Source organism: Arthrobacter sp. WCS2018Hpa-7, from assembly GCF_031843805.1.
Taxonomy (GTDB): domain Bacteria; phylum Actinomycetota; class Actinomycetes; order Actinomycetales; family Micrococcaceae; genus Arthrobacter.
The window spans coordinates 17,289-36,779 of sequence record NZ_JAVTJB010000007.1 but is presented as its reverse complement, the minus strand read 5'-3'; the positions used below and the strand labels follow the sequence as shown (position 1 = coordinate 36,779).

The 19,491-nt window shown below is 62.9% G+C and carries 19 protein-coding genes; 3 read left to right on the top strand and 16 right to left on the bottom strand.

From position 1 onward, the window contains the following. Nucleotides 1–7: 7 nt before the first annotated feature. The 14 genes from RQH14_RS09960 to glyA all read right to left on the bottom strand — a co-directional run bounded on the left by RQH14_RS09960 (nt 8) and on the right by glyA (nt 13,944). The gene (locus tag RQH14_RS09960; RefSeq protein ID WP_311213104.1) at nt 8–979 is read right to left on the bottom strand and encodes a carbohydrate ABC transporter permease; all 972 of its coding nucleotides are present in this window, start codon (nt 977–979) and stop codon (nt 8–10) included. Further along, nucleotides 976–1,956 (bottom strand): ABC transporter permease subunit, encoded by a 981-nt coding sequence (locus RQH14_RS09955; RefSeq protein WP_311213103.1) that lies wholly within the window; start codon nt 1,954–1,956, stop codon nt 976–978. Before RQH14_RS09955 ends, RQH14_RS09960 begins: the two co-directional genes overlap by 4 nt. Nucleotides 1,957–2,105: 149 nt before the next feature. Next, nucleotides 2,106–4,025: a polysaccharide lyase family protein gene (locus RQH14_RS09950; RefSeq protein ID WP_311213102.1), complete on the bottom strand. Its 1,920-nt coding sequence runs from the start codon at nt 4,023–4,025 to the stop codon at nt 2,106–2,108. A gap of 257 nt (nt 4,026–4,282) precedes the next feature. Continuing rightward, entirely contained in the window at nt 4,283–4,435 is a 153-nt protein-coding gene (locus RQH14_RS09945; protein WP_311213101.1) for a glycine zipper 2TM domain-containing protein, read from the bottom strand. Nucleotides 4,436–4,457: 22 nt separating this feature from the next. Next, a complete protein-coding gene (locus tag RQH14_RS09940) occupies nt 4,458–5,543 on the bottom strand; it encodes a YihY/virulence factor BrkB family protein (protein WP_311213100.1) in 1,086 nt (361 codons plus the stop codon). After that, on the bottom strand, nt 5,470–6,147 hold the full coding sequence (locus RQH14_RS09935) for a 2'-5' RNA ligase family protein (protein WP_311213099.1): 678 nt from the start codon (nt 6,145–6,147) through the stop codon (nt 5,470–5,472). Before RQH14_RS09935 ends, RQH14_RS09940 begins: the two co-directional genes overlap by 74 nt. A gap of 4 nt (nt 6,148–6,151) precedes the next feature. Further along, complete coding sequence (gene trpS / locus RQH14_RS09930) at nt 6,152–7,261, bottom strand: tryptophan--tRNA ligase (RefSeq protein ID WP_311213098.1); 1,110 nt, start codon at nt 7,259–7,261, stop codon at nt 6,152–6,154. Between the two features lie 20 nt (nt 7,262–7,281). Then, nucleotides 7,282–8,115 carry an exodeoxyribonuclease III gene (locus RQH14_RS09925; RefSeq protein WP_311213097.1) on the bottom strand — a complete coding sequence of 278 codons (834 nt, stop codon included), beginning with the start codon at nt 8,113–8,115 and terminating at the stop codon, nt 7,282–7,284. Nucleotides 8,116–8,125: 10 nt separating this feature from the next. Next, nucleotides 8,126–8,692: a hypothetical protein gene (locus RQH14_RS09920; protein ID WP_207596755.1), complete on the bottom strand. Its 567-nt coding sequence runs from the start codon at nt 8,690–8,692 to the stop codon at nt 8,126–8,128. 139 nt (nt 8,693–8,831) lie between these two features. Beyond that, complete coding sequence (locus RQH14_RS09915) at nt 8,832–9,665, bottom strand: ABC transporter permease (protein WP_311213096.1); 834 nt, start codon at nt 9,663–9,665, stop codon at nt 8,832–8,834. After that, a complete protein-coding gene (locus tag RQH14_RS09910) occupies nt 9,662–10,480 on the bottom strand; it encodes an ABC transporter permease (RefSeq protein ID WP_311213228.1) in 819 nt (272 codons plus the stop codon). Before RQH14_RS09910 ends, RQH14_RS09915 begins: the two co-directional genes overlap by 4 nt. Nucleotides 10,481–10,532: 52 nt before the next feature. After that, complete coding sequence (locus RQH14_RS09905; protein ID WP_311213095.1) at nt 10,533–11,462, bottom strand: ABC transporter ATP-binding protein; 930 nt, start codon at nt 11,460–11,462, stop codon at nt 10,533–10,535. 159 nt (nt 11,463–11,621) lie between these two features. After that, nucleotides 11,622–12,515: a bifunctional methylenetetrahydrofolate dehydrogenase/methenyltetrahydrofolate cyclohydrolase gene (locus RQH14_RS09900; protein ID WP_311213094.1), complete on the bottom strand. Its 894-nt coding sequence runs from the start codon at nt 12,513–12,515 to the stop codon at nt 11,622–11,624. Between the two features lie 133 nt (nt 12,516–12,648). Continuing rightward, nucleotides 12,649–13,944, bottom strand: coding sequence for a serine hydroxymethyltransferase (gene glyA, locus RQH14_RS09895; protein WP_311213093.1), 1,296 nt, complete (start codon nt 13,942–13,944; stop codon nt 12,649–12,651). A gap of 236 nt (nt 13,945–14,180) precedes the next feature. Here glyA and purU point away from each other — a divergent pair, with 236 nt between their 5' ends. The 3 genes from purU to RQH14_RS09880 are packed head-to-tail and all read left to right on the top strand — an operon-like array spanning nt 14,181 to nt 16,248. Next, nucleotides 14,181–15,032 (top strand): formyltetrahydrofolate deformylase, encoded by an 852-nt coding sequence (gene purU, locus RQH14_RS09890; RefSeq protein ID WP_311213092.1) that lies wholly within the window; start codon nt 14,181–14,183, stop codon nt 15,030–15,032. Between the two features lie 21 nt (nt 15,033–15,053). Next, nucleotides 15,054–15,719 (top strand): class I SAM-dependent methyltransferase, encoded by a 666-nt coding sequence (locus tag RQH14_RS09885; protein ID WP_311213091.1) that lies wholly within the window; start codon nt 15,054–15,056, stop codon nt 15,717–15,719. Between the two features lie 10 nt (nt 15,720–15,729). Then, nucleotides 15,730–16,248: a gamma carbonic anhydrase family protein gene (locus RQH14_RS09880; RefSeq protein WP_311213090.1), complete on the top strand. Its 519-nt coding sequence runs from the start codon at nt 15,730–15,732 to the stop codon at nt 16,246–16,248. A gap of 76 nt (nt 16,249–16,324) precedes the next feature. Here RQH14_RS09880 and RQH14_RS09875 read toward each other — a convergent pair whose 3' ends face one another. Together RQH14_RS09875 and RQH14_RS09870 are read right to left on the bottom strand one after the other, a co-directional pair. After that, the gene (locus RQH14_RS09875; protein ID WP_311213089.1) at nt 16,325–18,022 is read right to left on the bottom strand and encodes an FAD-dependent oxidoreductase; all 1,698 of its coding nucleotides are present in this window, start codon (nt 18,020–18,022) and stop codon (nt 16,325–16,327) included. Further along, nucleotides 18,019–19,449 carry an amino acid permease gene (locus RQH14_RS09870; RefSeq protein ID WP_396136280.1) on the bottom strand — a complete coding sequence of 477 codons (1,431 nt, stop codon included), beginning with the start codon at nt 19,447–19,449 and terminating at the stop codon, nt 18,019–18,021. Before RQH14_RS09870 ends, RQH14_RS09875 begins: the two co-directional genes overlap by 4 nt. Nucleotides 19,450–19,491 lie beyond the last annotated feature (42 nt).

Genomic DNA, 19,491 nt, shown 5'->3' with positions numbered 1-19,491 from the left:
GGTTTTTCTAACCTTTCACGGCGCCAGTGAGGACGCCCTTGGCGAAGTGCTTTTGAAGGAAGGGATAAACAATGAGGATGGGGACAAGGGAGAGGACCAGGATGGCCATTTGGATGGAGGGCTGCGGCGGCATGCTTTCCATGACCCCGCTCAGGTCTCCTTGGTCCAGCTGGGCGTTGTTGACCACGTAGGTTCGCAGCACCAGTTGGAGCGGCCACTTGGCGCTGTCATTGAGATACAGCAGGGCGTTGAAGAAGGCGTTCCAGTAACTCACCGCGTAGAAGAGACCGATAACGGCAAGCACGGCTTTGGACAACGGCAGGCAAATCCGACTGAAGATCTGCCACTCCCCTGCACCGTCGATCCTGGCGGACTCCAGCAGCTCTGACGGGATCTGGCTGAAGAACGCACGGATCACGATCACGTTGAAGCCACTCACCATGGACGGGACGATCAGCGCCCACAGGGAGTCGATGAGGCCCACTTCCTTGACCACCAGGTAGGAGGGAATCATGCCCGGCGAGAACAGCAGGCTGAAGAGCACCAGCAACAGCATGGTCTTCATTCCGAATGCCCCCGGCCGGGCCAGGGCGTAACCGAGGAGGCTGGTCACCAGGAGCGACAACAACGTGCCGGCAATGGTGACGAACCCCGACACCGCCAACGCCTGGGTCACCACCCCGCCGGACAGGATGGACTGGTAGGCCCCCAGGTTCACGGTGTCCGGGAGGATCACGAACCCGCCGTTGCGCGTGACGTGTTCGGGACTGGAGATACTCGTCGACAAAATGCCAAGGAAAGGAAGTACGACGGCGGCACACGCCGCGGTGAGGATCACGCCTTTGATGGCACGCATCACCGGCCCGGGCGGTTCGACACCGTTAACGGTCCTGCGTTTCCGTCGCGCCGGGGGCGCCTTTGCAGTGGCACCCCGTGTCGCGGTGTTTGCTGTTCGCGTGGAGTCCTGGGTGGTGGTCATGCTTTGTACACTCCGTTCTCTCCGAAGGCGTGGGCGATCTTGTTGGCGGCCAGTACCAGGACCACACCGATGAGTCCCTTGACCAACCCGACGGCGGTGGACACACCCCAACTGCCGCCGACGATGCCGTTGTTATAGACGTAGGTGTCAAGCACTTCGGACGCTTGGACTCCTACTGCGGCCTGCTGGAGGATGATTTGTTCGAAGCCCACGCTGAGGGAGTCGCCGAGCTTGAGGATGAGGAGCAGGATGATGATCCCCCGCAGGCCGGGGAGCGTGATGTGCCACAGTTGGCGCCAGCGACCTGCCCCGTCCACGGCTGTGGCTTCATAGAGCGAGGAATCGATCTGGGACAGCGCGGCAAGGAACAGGATGGTTCCCCAGCCGGTGTCCTTCCAGACCACCTGGGAGGTGAGCAAGGCGAAGAAAGTGTCCGGGTTCCCCAGGACGTCCACGGCGGCCCAGCCGTTTGACCGGAGGAAGTTGTTGACCATCCCCGACCCGCCGAACATCTGCTGGAAGATCGCCACCACAATCACCCACGAGAGGAAGTGGGGAAGGTAGAGAATCGACTGGACCAGCCGCTTGATGCGTTCTGACAGCAAGCTGTTGAGCAGCAGGGCGAGGACGATCGGAACGGGGAAGACGAAGACTGTCTGAATGAACGTCAGCACCAGGGTATTGCGGAGGGCATTCAAGAAGTCCGGATCTCCGTTGAACAGGACGTCGAAGTTCTCCAGTCCCGTCCACATCGACTCCCAGATGCCCAGGAAGGGCTGGTAGTCCTTGAAGGCGATGACGTTCCCCAAGAGGGCGACGTAGTGGAACAACAAGAGCAGCACCATACCGGGCAGCGCGAACGCGAGCAGCATCCTGTCCCGCCACAGCCGCTGCCACCAAGCAGGTTTTCGACGGGCTGCGGGTTGGGCTGGTTCGGTCAGGGACGTTGGTGGTTTCCGGTCTGTTTCCGTTGACATACGGCACCCTTCGAAGGCACGCCGCTGGGAAGACGCCTTGATTGATACGTTTCAGAAGAAGTGACCGGAGCGGACACCTGCGTCGGGAAGTTCCCAGCAACTCCAACGCGGCCGGTAAGGAGCCCGGCCTGGGTCCGCTCCGGAGCTTGTTAGTCCAGCTCGAGCCGGATGGCGTCGTAGGCAACCTGGTTGACTGCCACGGGGTCCGCTCCGTCGTTGATGGTGAACGTCAGCGTGTTGTTGCCCCTCTTCAGAAGAGCTGCATCAAACCGGAATTCACGGCAGAAGTTCCGGCCGGCATGGGAGCTGCGGTACGTGGCACCTTTGGCGTCCGAGGGCTGGAACTCCCAGACGAACGGCTCCCCGTTGACGCGGATCGTGAGATTGGTGGTCACATTGGGCACTGGAATGGCTGAGCCCATGGCCCAGGCGGCGAGGGCCACCGTGAGCGTGGCCTTCCGCCCCTTTCCGGCAGCTTTATCCGCATCGAAGGCTGCGAGGTCGAAGGAAAGGGACCACGGCGCCTGGGGCTTCCCCTCCAGCACCTGGTGCTGGATGTAGCCCCAGTCCTGCGGCCCGCTCTTCCCCACCGTGTACTGCACACCCTCGGGAAAGTCGCCCGCGAAGAGAGCGAAGGCATCGTAACGGCGGGATTCTTCGCCGCGGCGGTACTCAGCCGACGTCCTGTCAGGAGTGCCAAGCTGCCAGAGGGTTTTACCGTTGGCAGCCGGTTTCCACTCCACGTTCTTGATCTTGAGCTGCCCGCGATCCACCACCACATCATCCATGAAGTACTCACCCCACACGCCAGGCTTGGTGACCGTGAGCCGATACGTGCCAGGCCGAACATTCGCCAGCGCGAAGGAACCGTTCCGTTCCATGTCCGCCCAGTACTGAAAGCCTTCGGTAGTGTCCTGGGCAGCCACCCTGTTATCGGAGAGAATGACCAGGGCGCCCTCCATGCTCTTCTCTCCGGGGACCTTCACCTTGCCGGTAACCGTGACCCGGGATGTGCTGGGGACCCACCCCTCCAGCGCTACCCGATCGTAGAAGGCCGCGTGCTTGTTGAAGAGGGCGTAGGACGCCGCCTCACGGCGCATCCGGGCAGGATCCGTTCCCTGGGTCAGCAGCACGAAGTACGGACCGTACGTCTTGGCCCAGTCACCGTAGGTATCTACGGGCATGGCGCCAAAGTGTGTGGCGTGGGGCTCTACGAGCAGCACGGGCGCTTCCGTCGTTTGATGCAGGGTGAGGTCCTGCCGGAAGGGGCCACCATTGAAGGATTCACGGTTGGGCATGACCGACCAGATCCCGTAACCATTGCCATACAAGCCATGGACTGAGTGGTCCCGCATGGAAACGGCCCAATCGTACTTGGTGTAATACCGGCGCGCGTACGCGCTGCCTGTGCCGGCAAGGTCATGCGTGGCGTCCATGACCATCGGCCCGGCCTGAAGATCCTGAGGGGTAGGCATCCGGGCGGCCGCAGAGCGCCACGGCGTCCCGAAGGAGTCCTCCTCCACACTGGCATGGGTGAAGATTTGCGGGTCGACCCAAGCAACGAACCGGTGCTGCTCTACGTGCACCCCCGCATGTGCGGAGCTGTGGGAAAAGCGCGGTGCCAAGTGGAAGCCCGGCTCGCCGGAGCGGAAGATGAAGTTCCACTGGCGGGTGTAGGGGCCGGACTCCGAGGCATTGAGCACTGCGGAGACCACTACGAAGTCCTGCTCCTGACGCACGGAAAAGCTCGTACCCGGAGCATATTCGCCGCCTGGGGCACCAAGGACGCTGGTCACCTGGTCGAACCGGCCCCGGCCTGTCTTGCCCAATAATTCCTGCCCGTCAAGCTTCAGGGATACGAGGCGGGCGTTGCTGGCTTTGTCGAACACAGCCTGGACCCGCCCGTTGTCCACGGTGATCTGGGCGGAGTTCTCTGTATAGCTCGGCGCAGGGCCGCTGGCGGGACCCTCATGAGCGGCTACTGCCGGCGTTTGGGCAATTGCGACGGCGGCGAAGGCCAGAGTGGTTCCTGCGGCGCTGAAGGTATGGAATTCCCTGCGGGAGATCATCGTCGATCCTTTCAAGGCGGTTGGGTCAACAACATTCATCCACCGCATGACAAGGCCGTCAAGAGCTTTGACACGATTCAGACTCGCCCAAGAAACCGTTTTCCGCAGAATGTCAGGGAAAAGCGTACATCTGATGTTTAAATTCATATCTCACTATATGAGACGAAATCCTCGGTGAATCCAGAGCTGGGAGCGCTTACATCCGATGAATGAGCATCTCCGCGGTCGCGCATAACCGAGGCCGGCGCCCGGGCGAATCAGCTCTTTCGAGGTCCCACGGCAGCCCCGACAAGAGCCCCAAGCCCTACCCCGATGAGGATGCCCAGGAAAGGGGACTTGAAGATCAACTGGCCGACGATCAGGCCAACAGCAGCCCCAAGGAGGCAGCCGATCCATAGTGGGTTGTTCATGGCGTCTCCCGGGAAGAGAATCTCAGGTGCGGGGCGCTACACGGCGCGACCCAAGGACCTTCTTGCGCGGGGTCTCCCCCGACTCAGTATCGGCCTCGCGAATGGCCGACCACGACGCCGAGACGAGGTACACCTGGCTCACCAGGTTGAACCAGATCAGCAGGCCGATGATGATGGCAAACGATGCCAGGACGGGGTTGTTGCCGGACCGGGCCAGAAGTTCGGTACTGAAGAATTGCAGGACCGTGGTACCAACGCCCGCGAGCACCACGCCTTCCAAGAACGCGCGGCGCCCCAGCTTGAGGCCACCTGCAATATGGAACAGTACTGCCGCCGTCGCGCAGTTCAGGAGGAGCGGAACCACGATCTTGACGGTGGCGGCGATGGGCGAGGCCACTGCCTCGTCCAGTTTCAGCAGCTCGAAGATCCAGTCAGCAGCTGTTCCAAAAATCAGGGAGGCACCGGCACTGACCACCAGAATGACTCCGAGGAGCAACAGGGTGCCGGCGTCGATCAGTTTTTGCAGGAGTCCGTTGCGGAGGAGAGGGTCAGCGTTCATGACGCCGCGCAGGCCCTCCCTGACGCTGGCAATCCACCCGAGTGACGTGAAGACGGTCACGGCAGCGGCGATGAGGGCGGTCCAGCCGAGGCCGGACGGGTTCAGCAGTGTTTGCGGATCCACCAGCCCTTCACCGCCATTGACCTGCAGGAGGCCAGGCGCCGCGGACGCCACACTGCCGATGACAGCGTCTTCAAGTACCGGGTTGCCGCCCAAGACGATGCCGGCGATCGCGAAGCCGGTGGTCAGCAGACCCGTCACGGAGAAGAACATGTTGAAGCCAATACCCGCACTCAACAGAGGCCCGTGCTGGCGTGTGTAGTGCTGGAAGGAACGCAAGGCACGGTTGGTGTTCAGCCTTGCCATGAAAAGGGCAAAGAATGCCCCGGCCTTCTTCGGCAGTCCATCACCGGCGCGCTTGGACTGGCCCCAGTCCTGCCTCTTGCGAAGCAGCTCAAGTTTGAGCTTGGCCAGCTCAGTTGGCAGCGGAGGAGCGTCCGCCTGCGTGGCGTGAATCCGCTTGCTGTTCTTCGTCAGTATCGCCGCCAAAGTCGAGCTCTTCCCGTAGCTGCCATATTCCATTGGTGTCGTGCTCGTAAAGTCCCATGCTAACCACAGGGAAGGTCGCCCGGTAATCTCTGAGGACCGTTTCGGCCTCATCCAGATTTTCCTGGGCTACATCGTGCGCCACGGTGACGTGAGGATGGTACGGGAAGGGCAGCAATCGTTCGAGGGGCCCGGTTTGGAGTTTCTCGTGCAACTGCACGCACTCTTCAAAGCCTTCTTCCACGTTGACGAACACCACGGGTGAGACCGGCCGGAAAGAACCTGTTCCGGAAATGGTGATGTGGAAGGGTTCCTGGGTCCGGGCCACTTCCCGCACATGCTCGCGCGTAGCGGCCCAGTCCTGGGTAGGTGTGGTGGTAATCAGCGTGATGTGGGCAGGAATGACCTCGGCCATGGGGTCACCGAAAGAAGCCCGCCATTCCTGCAGTTCGCGGGCGATCTCCGGCGGAAAGCCGAGGATGACACCAACACACATGGTGTCCCCGTCGCCGCAGTCGGTGCCGGTCACACCCGTCTGGCGAGAGTCGTCCGGACCGACACCCTTGCGGGTGTCGGTCTTGACGTTGAGCTGGCCAGCGGAGCACATGGAGTTAGCGGACTCCCAGGTCGCGGTGGGCATCTCCGCGGTAGGGCAGGAAACCGACCTTGGAATAGACGTCCGCGAGAGTGGCTGACGCAATGTCGCGTGCCTTGTCCGCGCCGAGGGCCAGGAGGCGGTCCAGTTCAGCGGGATCGGCCAGGAGCTCGTTGGCCCGCTCCCGAATAGGCGCCAGGTGCCCGGAGACGAGTTCCGCGAGGTCAACCTTGAGGTGCCCGTACATCTTGCCTTGGTAATCAGCCACGATCTTCTCTACCGGTATGCCGCTGATGGCCGAGTAGATGGTCAGCAGGTTTGATACACCCGGCTTGTTCTCGCGGTCGTAGCGGATCTCGGTTTCAGTGTCCGTGACGGCCGACTTGATGCGCTTGGCCACCGTCTTGGGATCATCCAGGAGGTTGATCAGGCCGGCCGGTGACTCCGCAGACTTGGACATCTTGGCGTTGGGGTTCTGGAGATCGTAGATCTTGGCCGACTCCTTCTGGATGAAGGCCTCCGGCACTTGGAACGTCTCCCCGAACCGGCTGTTGAAGCGGTTGGCGAGGTCCCGGCTGAGCTCCACGTGCTGCCGCTGGTCTTCGCCCACCGGCACACCGTGCGGCTGGTAGAGGAGGATGTCGGCGGCTTGCAGGATCGGGTAAGTGAACAGGCCAACGCTGGCGTGGTCCGAACCCTGCTTCTGTGCCTTGTCCTTGAACTGCGTCATGCGGGCGGCTTCGCCCATGCCGGTGATGCAGTTCAAGACCCACGCGAGCTGGGCGTGCTCTGGAACCTGGGACTGGACGAAGAGGGTGCACTTCTCCACGTCCACGCCGCCCGCAATGTACTGCGCGGCGGTGACGCGGGTGCGGTGGGCGAGCTCGGCAGGGTCCTGGGGCACGGTGATGGCGTGCAGGTCCGGGATGAAGTACACGGCGTCGTACTCGTCCTGCATCCGGACCCAGTTGACCAGGGCGCCGAGGTAGTTGCCCAGGTGCAGGGAGTCAGCGGAGGGCTGCATGCCGGACAAGACGCGGTGCTTCGCGCCAACGGCAAGCTTGGTGGATGTGGTGGTCTGCGGTACCGCTGCAGTGCCGGTTTCAGTCGTGGTGGAACTAGTCATGGAGGAATACCTTAGGAAGCTTAGAGCCGGTAGTCGACTACCAGCGGTGCGTGGTCGGAGAAGCGGGTGTCCCACGAAGGCGCCCGGTCCACGACAGCCGAGAAAGCGGCTGCTGCAAGGCCCGGTGTGGCCAGGTGGTAGTCGATGCGCCAGCCTGTGTCAGTGTCAAAGGCTTTACCGCGCTGGGACCACCAGGTGTAGGGGCCGGCGACATTACCTGCCAGGCCCCTGTGGACATCCCTCCATCCGATTTCTTCGCCGAGGAAGCGGTCAAAGTACGCGCGCTCCTCCGGGAGGAAGCCGGCACGCTTGACGTTGCCCTTCCAGTTCTTGATGTCCAACTCTGTGTGTCCGACGTTGAGGTCGCCCACCACCAAAGCGTTGTCGCTGTGCTTGGCGAGCTCAGGCAGGCGCACAGTCATGGCGTCCAGGAAGCGGAACTTGTCATCCTGCTTGGGTGTTCCCACTTCTCCGGAGTGCACGTAGGCGCTGACGACGGTGAGAGTGGTGGATTCGCCGGCACCGTTTTTGACGGTGTAGTCGGCTTCGACCCAGCGCCCCGAGGTGTCGAAGTAGTCGTCGCCAATACCGACGCGGGTAGCCGTAGGCTCCTCGCGGGAAGCGATGGCGACACCGGCACGGCCCTTGGCTTCAGCTTCGGTGTGGAGGATGTGCCAGCCTTCGCCGATCAGCTTCCTGACGATGTCATCAGGTGCGCGGACTTCCTGCAGGCAGAGAATGTCAACGTCGCGGGGCTCCAGCCATTCCGCCATGCCGTTCTTGTAGGCAGCCCTCAGGCCGTTGACGTTAACTGACGCGATGCGAAGGAAGTCCTTCTTCAATGCCGTACTCACCCGGTCCACTCTAGTCGATGATGGTGCCGGCTACGGGCTCGTCCGAGCCGCCGGAAGACTTGATCATGTCGCGCGCATTGGTGGCCGTAATGGCGATGGTTTCCAGTGCGCGGTTGATGGTGTCCTGATCGGCGGCACCGCCCTTGGCCCGCTCTTCATCCACAACACGGACCTGTACCTGGACGATCTTGAAGGAGTGGTCCAGTTTGAGGTCGCGAACCTCATCTGACTTGCTGCGTTCGGCTACGACGCGCGTGCCGCCACTGTCGGCAGCGGACGACGACGGCGCGCGGCCGGCTGCGGCGTTGAAGGCATTCTGCGCTTCGGTCAGCTTTGCGCCGGCCCGCTGCGCGGCCTTGCGGATGCTCAACACCACGAAAGCGGCCAGAGCCAGCCAGCCGAAGGCCACTACTGCGACGACCCAACCCACAACATCGTTCTGGTTTGCCGCGAAAATGACGGCCACCAGGAACGCGATGATGACGACGGTCATCCCCAGGCCGCCAATGCGGAAGCCCTTGAACATGCCTTTGCCGGCGGGGGACGTGGACGGGTGCGGGTCACCGAGAGATTGCATGGACCCATTCTCTCAAATCCACGAAGGTGCCTGCGCCCGCTTCCACGGACGGCGAACACCGGCCCCCAAGCCCCGGGTTTTTGTACAGCTAATGCCCCCAAGACGCCGTTTTCGGGGCATTAGCTGTACAAAAACTCCATCACTTGAGGAACAGCCGGCGCAGCCTTCCGGTAGTCAGCATGATGCCGAGCGCAATCATCACCACGTAGTAGCCCACATGGATGGCGGTAGCCGGACTGAACGAGCCCACACTGATTTGCCGCAGCAGCTCCACGCCGTGCCACAGTGGCATGGCCTGGATGAACCACTGGATCACCTGCGGGTAGACGCTGAGCGGGTAGAACGTGGCGCTGAACAGGAACATGGGCAGCAGGAAGAAGTTGATCCAGTCCATCTGCTGGAAGGTCTTCATGAAGCTGGTGATGCCCATCCCGAAGCTCGCGAAGCCGAAAGCGATCAGTACCGAGGCGGGAATGACCAGGATGGCCCACCAACTGGTGAGCAAACCCATGACGCCCATGACGGCGGTAAATCCAGTGGCGTACAGAAGCCCGCGCAGAAGGGCCAGGAAGATCTCGCCGATTGCTACATCCAATGGCCCCAGGGACGTGTAAAGCATCCCCTGGTACAGCTTGGCGAAGTTCATCTTGAAGAAGACGTTCCACGTGGAGTCGTAAATGGCGCCGTTCATGGCCGAAACGGCCAGCAGCGCCGGGGCAATGTAGGCCGCGTAACTGATCTCCTCGCCGCCTGGGCCTTGGACCGTGCCCACGATCGAACCCATGCCCACTCCCATGGCCAACAGGAACAACACCGGCTCAAAGAATCCTGACACCATGACCAGCCAGGTGCTGGACTTGGCCGCCATCAATCCGCGGCCCACCACTGCCTTGGCGTTGCGGGAGTACAGGGAACCGAACTTCCGCTCACGGGCACGATCCGTGGCGCTGTGGCCACCCGTCAAGACATTCATGAGCCCATCCTTTTCACGAACTGGCGCCGGACAAGCAGCCACCCTACGGCCGCGGTCACCAGCAGGAACACCACGTGGATGATGGTCAGCAACGGATCTTGATCCATCCCGTAGGTGAAGACCCGGCCCAGCTCAGTCCCGTGCCACACCGGTGAAATCCACCCGATCCAACGGACGGCGATCGGCAGGGAATCCAGCGGGAAGAACGTCCCCGAGAACAGGAAGAGCGGCATCACAATAAAGCGTTGCACCAGCGCAAACTGCCCCTTGTCCTGTTTGATGCTGGCCGCATATGCCATCAGCGGCAGGCCGAAGGACAGCGCCGCCACGGTGGCCACGAGCGAAGATACCCAGCCCCACGGACTCGGCGAAGCGCCGAAAAGTGCCACCACCACGAAGTACACCACCGATTGCAGGAGGAACCTCAGGGTGCTGGCCATGATGTGGCCACTGGCAATTTGCTCGGGAATCAGCGGCGAGGCGTGCGGGCCATAGAACACGCGGCGCCATTTGAAGCCGTCCATGACGGGATAGGAAAACTCCCCCGACGCCGTCATCACTGCGGCCGAAACCAACAACGCCGGAGCCACAAATTCCAAGTAGCTGACGCCGCCGAATGCCGACTCGCTGTTGGCGTCCACCAGGCTGGCGAGCCCAACTCCCATGGCGAAGAGATACGCCACCGGCTGCCCCACGCTGTAGAGCACCACGGACCAGCCGTAGTTCCGCATGACGCGGAGGACCTGCTCGGCGTAGAAGAAGGAACCCCATCGCCGCGCCCTCGCAGCCGAAACCTCAGGCGAGTGTGCCCGCAGCGGACGCTCCGCCGTCGTGAGTGGTTTGGCGGTTCCGCCAGTCGACGGTCCCCTAGTCAACGAGGCTCCTGCCGGTCAGCCGCAGGAACACGTCCTCCAGCGACGAACGGCGGACCAGCGAGGTCATCGGCCGCAGCCCGCGCGCGGTGACCTGCTCCAGCGCGGCCTCGCCGTCGTGCGCGTAAATGAGTACGCGGTCGGGCAGCGTTTCGAGCCGCTCACCGATGCCTTGAATTTCGACGCCGATGGTCGCGTTCCGCTCGGATCCGAACCGGAGCTCGAGTACTTCGCGCGACGAGTGCTCGCGGATCAGGGTGGCCGGCGAACCCTCCGCCATGATCCGGCCCTTGTCCACCACGATCAGGCGATCGCAGAGTTGCTCGGCCTCGTCCATATAGTGCGTGGTGAGGATCAGGGTGACGCCATTTTCCTTGAGCCGGAACAGCCGGTCCCACAGGATGTGGCGGGCCTGCGGATCGAGGCCGGTGGTGGGCTCGTCCAGGAGGAGGATCCGTGGCTCGTTGATGAGCGAGCGGGCGATGGTGAGGCGCCGCTTCATGCCGCCGGAGAGTGCGTCGACCTTCGAATTGGCCTTGTCCGTCAGCTGCGCGAATTCCAGCAGTTCGTCGGCTTTCGGCCGCAAGTAGCTCAGGGGAAGGCCGAAGTACCGTCCGTAGACGATCAGGTTCTCGCGGACCTTGAGCTCTTCGTCGAGGTTGTCCTGCTGCGGAACCACTCCAAGGTGTGCCCTGACTTCGGGACCATGGGATTCAGGATCCAGCCCCATGATGGTCAACGAACCGGACGTGCGCTGGGAGACGCCGCCGATCATCTTCATGGTGGTGGATTTGCCTGCGCCGTTGGGGCCCAGCAGCCCGAAGGACTCCCCCGCAGGTACGTCAAAGGAGATGTTGTCCACGGCGGTGAGCTCACCATAGGTCTTTGTGAGGTTCCGGGCGCTGATGACGGTTGGTCGGTTCATGTCGACGCTGGATTGCGAGGATTCTGACGGTGTTGGTGACGGTGTCGGAGAGCGGGTTGCTTCATTGTGCACCCTCAGCAGACTAGTAGCGCCCACGGACATGTGAAAGGGCTCTTGCACATATTGTTGCAAGAGCCCTCTCGTTTCAGGCTTGGGAACTTAGGCGATGCCCGCCTGGCGCTCAGCACTCTCCACGACGTTCGCGAGCAGCATGGCACGGGTCATCGGGCCTACGCCGCCCGGGTTCGGGGACAGCCAGGCGGCGACGTCGGCAGCTGCCGGGTCCACATCTCCGGTGACAACAGCCTTGCCGTTGCCGTCGTCCACGCGGCTGACACCGACGTCGAGCACTATTGCACCCGGCTTAAGGTCCTCAGCCTTGATCATGTGCGGCACGCCGGCAGCGGCGATCACGACGTCGGCCTGCTTGAGTTCTGCGGGCAGGTCCACCGTTCCAGTGTGGGCCAGGATGACCGTGGCGTTGACTTCCTTGCGGGTCAGCAGGAGACCGATGGGGCGGCCGATGGTGACGCCGCGGCCAACCACCAGGACACGCTTGCCCTTGAGTTCAATGTTGTGGCGGCGAAGCAGCTCCACGCAGCCCTTGGGCGTGCAGGGAAGCGGGGACTTCATCTCACCGTTGACGTTGGCCACCAGGCGGCCAAGGTTCATCGGGTGCAGGCCATCGGCGTCCTTGTCAGGGTCCATGGCTTCCAGGATGACGTCCTGGTCAATGTGCTTGGGCAGCGGCAACTGGACAATGTAACCAGTGCACTCCGGGTTGTCGTTGAGCTCACGAACAACCTCCAGGAGGTCTTCCTGGGAGATGTCTTCGGGGAGGTCGCGGCGGATGGACTTGATGCCCACCTCGGCGCAATCCTTGTGCTTGCCTCCCACGTACCAGGTGCTGCCGGGGTCGGAACCCACCAGGATGGTGCCCAGGCCCGGGACGATTCCCTTGGCGGCGAGAACGGAAACGCGGGTGGTCAGTTCTGCCTTGATGGCTGCGGCGGTGGCCTTGCCGTCAAGGATCTGTGCGGTGGACTGTGTCATTCCATCTGCTCTTTCTGGTGGGTGACCTAATGGCTCATGCCAACGGGACCCGCCGCCGTTAGTGTGGCGGCGGATCCCGTGGGCTCCGGATCAGTGCCCGGGTGATGCGTTGCTTAGCCGCGGAAACGCGGATTTACCACTGCTCGTGCTGCGGGTACAGCGGGAAGTCGGCTGCGAGTTTGTCGACGCGGGACTGCAGCGACTCGACGTCTGCCGAGGAACCGGCCTTGAGCGTGGTGGCGATGATCTCGGCAACCTCGGTGAACTCGGTGGCACCGAATCCGCGGGTAGCCAGGGCAGGCGTACCAATGCGGAGGCCGGAGGTGACCATCGGCGGGCGGGGATCGAACGGAACAGAGTTGCGGTTCACGGTGATGCCCACGGAGTGCAGGAGGTCTTCGGCCTGCTGGCCGTCCAGCTGCGAGTTCCGGAGGTCAACCAGGACCAGGTGAACGTCGGTGCCGCCGGTGAGGACCGAGACGCCTGCTTCGGCGACATCGGGCTGGTTGAGGCGGTCAGCGATGATCTTGGCACCTTCGAGGACGCGCTCCTGGCGCTCCTTGAACTCTTCACCGCCGGCAATCTTGAAGGCAACGGCCTTGGCGGCGATGACGTGCATGAGCGGTCCACCCTGCTGGCCCGGGAAAACGCTGGAGTTGAGCTTCTTGGCCCACTCCTGCTTGCCAAGGATCACGCCGGAACGGGGGCCGGCCAGGGTCTTGTGGACCGTGGAGGTGACGACGTCGGAGTACGGGACCGGGCTCGGGTGCAGGCCGGCTGCAACCAGACCGGCGAAGTGCGCCATGTCCGTCCAGAGAAGCGCGCCAACCTCGTCGGCGATGGAGCGGAAGGCAGCGAAGTCGAGGTGGCGCGGGTAAGCGGACCAACCGGCGATGATGACCTGCGGCTTCTCGGCGATGGCCTGCTCGCGCAGCTTGTCCATGTCAATGCGGAAGTTGTCTTCTTCAACCTGGTAAGCAGCTACGTTGTAGAGCTTGCCGGAGAAGTTCAGCTTCATGCCGTGGGTCAGGTGCCCACCGTGTGCCAGGGACAGGCCCAGGATCTTGTCGCCGGGAGTGATCATGGCGGAGAGAGCGGCAGCGTTGGCCTGCGCACCGGAGTGCGGCTGGACGTTGGCGAACTCAGCACCGAAGAGTTCCTTGACGCGGTCGATCGCAAGCTGTTCGGCGACGTCGACGTATTCACAACCGCCGTAGTAGCGGCGGCCCGGGTAGCCCTCGGCGTACTTGTTGGTCAGGACGGAGCCCTGGGCTTCCATGACGGCGCGGGGGGCGAAGTTTTCGGACGCAATCATTTCCAGGGTGCCGCGCTGGCGGCCAAGTTCCTGGTTAAGGACTGCTGCGATCTCGGGATCGAGATCGGCAAGCGACTGGTTGCTGACAGACGCGGAAGTGGTTGTGGTAGTCACGGAAATCTCCTGGCTAGGCAACGGGTGGTGCTACAGGTCAGGCTACCGGCAGCAGCATTCCCGCGTCCCCTTTTTGACGGAGGGATCGGTCACGTGCGTGCAGCGGTAAGACATGACCCTCGGCCCAGGCGTACGATCCGTGGTCTTCATGATTGCCGCTCCCTGGTGGTAGTCCACCCAACGCCAGTTGCGACCCGTTAACAGTACAACAACGCGGCACAGGTAGGCTTGATCGTGTGACTGAATCCACCGCTTTCGTAGTAACACTTTCCTGCCCCGACCGCCCCGGCATCGTCCATGCGGTAGCCGGAGCCCTGCTTTCGGCCGGCTGCAATATCGCCGATTCCCAGCAGTACGGAAGCCCCAGCACAGGCAACTTTTTCATGCGCGTGGAGGCATCGACGTCGTCCTCTCAGGACGAACTGGCGGCCGCGATGCGTCCGGTAGCCGAATCGTTCGGCATGACCTGGCAAATTAATCCTGTTGGCGAAAAGGTCCGCACCATCATCCTGTGCTCCAAGGACGCGCACTGCCTGAACGACCTCCTGTTCCAGCAGCGCACCGGGACCTTGCCCATCGACGTGCCGGCCATCGTGTCCAACCACCGGGACCTTGAATCGTTGGCGGAGTTCTACGGCATCCCGTTCCACCACATCCCCGTGACGCCGGAAACCAAGCCCCAGGCCGAGGCACAGCTCCTGAAGCTCATCGCCGAACACGATGTTGAACTGACCGTACTTGCCCGCTACATGCAGGTCCTCTCCAACGATCTCTGCACGGAGTTGAACGGCAAGGCCATCAACATCCACCACTCGTTCCTGCCCTCCTTCAAGGGCGCCAAGCCGTACCACCAGGCCCACGCGCGCGGAGTCAAGATCATCGGCGCTACCGCCCACTACGTGACGGCCGACCTCGACGAGGGCCCGATCATCGAGCAGGAAGTCATCCGCGTCGACCACGCACGCACGGCTGCCCAGTTCGTCCAGATGGGCCGCGACGTCGAAGGCCGCACGCTGGCCCAGGCGGTCCAGTGGCATGCCGAACACCGGGTGCTCCTCGACGGCACCCGGACCGTGGTATTCAACTGACGCCGCTCCTATGCTGAGGGTATGCGGGGCATTCCTCACGCCGAGCACGAGGCTGATTTGGCGGTCTACTACGACCGTCAGGCGCCTGTCCGGAACACCCGTGCGCTCACGCCACACCGTGTCGAGTGCAGAGAATGGTTTGTCCGGCTCCTGAAATCCGAACACCGTCATTCCTTGTTCGAACTGGGGTGCGGCACGGGTGTTGAGGGCTTGGAGTTTGTCCGCGCCGGATTGCACTACACCGGGGTGGACTTGTCTTCTGAGAGCGTCCATCTGGCGCGCTCGGCCGGCTTGGAGGCTACCGTTGCCAGCGGCCGCAGCCTGCCGTTCACGGATGCTGTCTTTTCAGCTGCGTGGACCATGAGCACGCTTCTGCATGTCCCCAACAGCGGAATTCACGACGTCGTCCGCGAACTTGTGCGGGTCACCGCACCTGGTGCGCCAATCGCCGTCGGACTCTGGTCAGGTGAGGATTGCGAGGTCCTCAACCCGGAGGACCTTGAGGAACCGCGGCGGTTCTTCAGCCGCCGCAGTGATGACACCGTGCTCAGGATTTTCGGCGGGCATGGCTCGGTTGAGCATTTCCGCACGTGGCCTGAGGGCGTGGGCGTGGAGTCCGGGCCGGGCGCGGGCAACTGGGTCCAGCACTACCAATTCCTGGTCCTCCGCACCCCGGCACCCAACTAAGCTGGGCACCATGGCTCCCTCTTACACGTTCGCCGGGGACACCCCGGCCATCCATGAATCCGCCTTCGTGGCACCCACTGCATCCATCATCGGCAAGGCCACGTTGGCCCAGGATTCCAGCGCCTTCTACGGCGTCTCCGTCCGCGCGGACACGGCTGCGATCAGCGTCGGCGCGGGTTCGAACCTCCAGGACAACGTAGTCCTCCACGCCGACCCCGGTTTCCCCTGCACTGTGGGCGAGCGCGTGTCCGTGGGGCACAGCGCAGTAGTCCACGGGTGCACTGTGGAGGACGACTGCCTGATCGGCATGAGCGCAACCATCCTCAACGGCGCGGTGATCGGTACGGGCTCACTCATTGCCGCTGGCGCCGTGGTGTTGGAAGGCACGGTCATTCCCCCACGCTCCCTGGTGGCTGGCGTACCTGCGAAGGTCCGCCGTGAACTCACCGATGAGGAGTTTGAGGGTGTGAAGCACAACGCCTCGCACTACAAGGAACTCGCGGCGGCGCACCGGGACATGCACGCTTAACGCCGAATACGGGGCCCGCTCTGCATCCACACCCGATGGGTTTGGGACGCAGGGCGGGCCCCGCAACGCACAGAACTTAGTCCAGACTGATCGGGCCGAGCTCGTCCAGGAGGTCGCCCGGGCCCGGGTTTCCGGCAGCGGACGCGCCACCCAGGTGGTTCACCACTCCCCAGACAGCGTTGAGGCCAGTGGTCACGGCGCCCTCGGCCCAGCCTGCGGTGAAGGACACGTCGTCTCCGGCCAAGAAGATGCCGCGCTGGTGCTCCGGCAACTGATCCTGTTTGAAGTGGGTGAACAATCGCTGCTGGTACCGGTAGTGCCCCGGCAAGTTGGCCTTGAACGCACCCATGAAGTTGGGGTCGGCTTCCCAGGACACGGTGATCGGCTGCCCCACGATGTGGCTGGCAATATCCACACCCGGGTAGATCTGCTGTAGCGAGTGCAGCATCAGCTTCACGCGCTCGTCGGCACTGAGGGCCAGCCATTTCAGGGCGTCGTCATTCCATGTGTAGGACAGGAGCATGACAGCAGGCTTGTCCGGTCCGTCGTCGAGCAAGTACGTTGCCCGGTTGAGGCGGTCGGTGAGCGTCATGGACAGGACCTCGCGGCCGGTCTCCGGGTCGATGTCCTTCCAGAATGGACGGTCCACCATCACGAAGGTCTTGGATGACTGCATGTAGTGCGAACGCTCGATCGCGGTCCAGAGCCCTGCCGGGAACAACGCTTCCTCAGTGTGGATGCGCGTGGACAGCAGCCATGACTGGCAGGTGGTCACCACGGCCTGATAGGTGGCTTCACGTCCCCAGCTTTCGCGGACCAGCAGGTCGCCGTTCCCTGCGCGGCGGATGTTGTCCACGGCTCCGCGCGGGGAACCGCTGTGCAGGGATGCCAGCGAGGTGCCTTGGGGCCAGTAAGTAAGGTTCGACGGCGCGTGGTTCCAGAGTGCCTCGGGGAGCCTTTGCGCTCCTCCCGCAATGGAGCGGTGCTGATCATCCGCGTCCGTGTAGACCACGCGGAGGATTTCGAGGATGGAGTTGGGGAAGTCCGTGTCCCAACCGCCGGTGCCGAAGCCCACTTGGCCGAACGCCTCGCGGTGCGCGAAGCCGGCTTCCTTGAAGGACTTGCTGGCAGCGATAAAGCCGTAGAAGGTCTGCTCGTCGAGTTCCGGGAGGAGCGCGTTCCACAGTTCCTTGATCCGCTTGGTGTCGCGGGCCTTGATGGCTTCCTGCATTTCGGCGAACGCGGCGCCGTCGTTCACTGCGGCCTTCCACGCATCGGCTACTTCAAGGAAGAACTCCGGCAGCTCGTCAGCAGTGGTGGCGTAGTGCTTCTTGCCCGCGAGCTCGATCACTGTGCTCGAGGTGGCCGGCGCCATGGGGTTGGGGAATTCGTTGGTGTCCAGGCCAAGCAGGTCCACGTAGTGGTAGAACGCCTTGCCTGAGACCGGGAAGCGCATGCCGCCAAGGTCCGCCACCACGCCGGGCGCGGACGGGAAGCTCGCCGTCCTAAGGCGCCCACCGATCTGGTCGGCCTCGTAAATGACCGGCTTGAGGCCAAGTTTCATCAGCTCGTAGGCGGTGACGAGCCCGGACAGGCCCGCGCCGATGATGGCGACTTCCGTGCCGTAGAGCTCCTCGGGAACGGAGCCCAGTCCGTCCGGGTGTGCCAGGTAGTGGTCGTAGCTGAACGGAAAGTCCGGGTTCAGCATGGTGATGGGGGCTCCAGCAGGCGCGCCTGGTTCTTCGATAACAGGGAGTTCGGTGGCGATGGTCATGAGTTTGCTGCTTTCACAGATTCCGGGCTCACGGCCCTGGCGGTCAGTTCACGGTAGTCCTGCTCGCTGAGCTCGGCTACCTTGGAGTTCCGGCGTCCATAGCCGAGGTAAATGGCGATGCCTACCAGCATCCACACTCCGAAGGTGATCCAGGTGTCGGCGCCCAGGTTGAGCATCAGGTAGGCACACATCAGCGTGCCCAGGATGGGAGTGATCGGGTAGAGCGGGACCCGGAAGCTCCGCTTCAGGTCGGGGCGGTTGCGCCGCAGGTAGATGACCGCAACGTTGACCAGGGCAAAGGCAAAGAGTGTGCCGATGCTGGTGGCGTCCGCCAGTGCTCCGAGTGGAACCAAGCCCGCGGTAAGGGCGACGGCGGTCCCGATGATCAGCGTTCCGGCCACCGGAGTGCCGGTGCGGCGGGAGACGCGGCCAAAGACTTTGGGCACCATGCCATCGCGGGACATGGAAAGCATGATGCGGGTCTGGCCGTACAGAACGGTCAGCACGATGCTTGCGATGGCCAGCACAGCACCGATGGAGAAGACCAAAGCAATCCACGGCTGGCCCGTGATCTCGTGCAGGATCTGCACCAGCGCAGCTTCGGTACCGTCGAACCAGTCCCAGGGGCGGGCACCGATGGCCGCAACGGCAACCAGAACGTAGATACTGGTGACGATCACCATGGAGAGCATGATGGCCCGCGGCAGGTCTCGCTTGGGGTTCTTGGCTTCCTCGCCTGCTGTGGAGGCTGCGTCGAAACCGATGTAAGAGAAGAAGACGCTCGATGCGGCGGCAGAAACACCGGCGGCACCCATCGGCAGCAGCGGCTCGAAATTGCCTGCGTTGAAGGCGGTGAAGGCCACAGCGCAGAAGAAGATCAGGATGCCCACCTTGATGATGACAATCGCCGTGTTGATCCATGCGCTCTCGCGGGCTCCGCGGACCAGCAGAACCATGGCCAGGACCACGATCACCATGGCCGGCACGTTCACCAGGCCGCCATCCCCCGGCGGCTGGCTCATGGCATCCGGCAGGACTTGGCCGAAGGCAGCCAAGGTCTCGTTCACGTACTGCCCGGCGCCGACAGCAACGGCCGCCACTGAGACGGCGTATTCCAGCACCAGGCACCAGCCACAAATCCACGCCATGCCCTCGCCCATGGTGGCGTAGGAGTACGAGTAACTGGAGCCGGCCACCGGAACCAGCCCGGCCATTTCGGCGTAGGACACTGCGGAGAGCAGCGCAGCCATACCGGCAATGACGAACGAGATCCAGATGGCCGGCCCTGCCAGTGGCACTGATTCGCCAAGGATCACCAGGATGCCGGTGCCAAGAGTGGCTCCCACGCTGATCATGGTCAGCTGGAGCACGCCGAAGCTGCGGACCAACTGGTTTCCGCCCTCGCCGCTTCCGGCTTCGCTGACCATCTGGCCGATCGGCTTGCGGCGCAAAAGTTGCGCGCCCAGGCT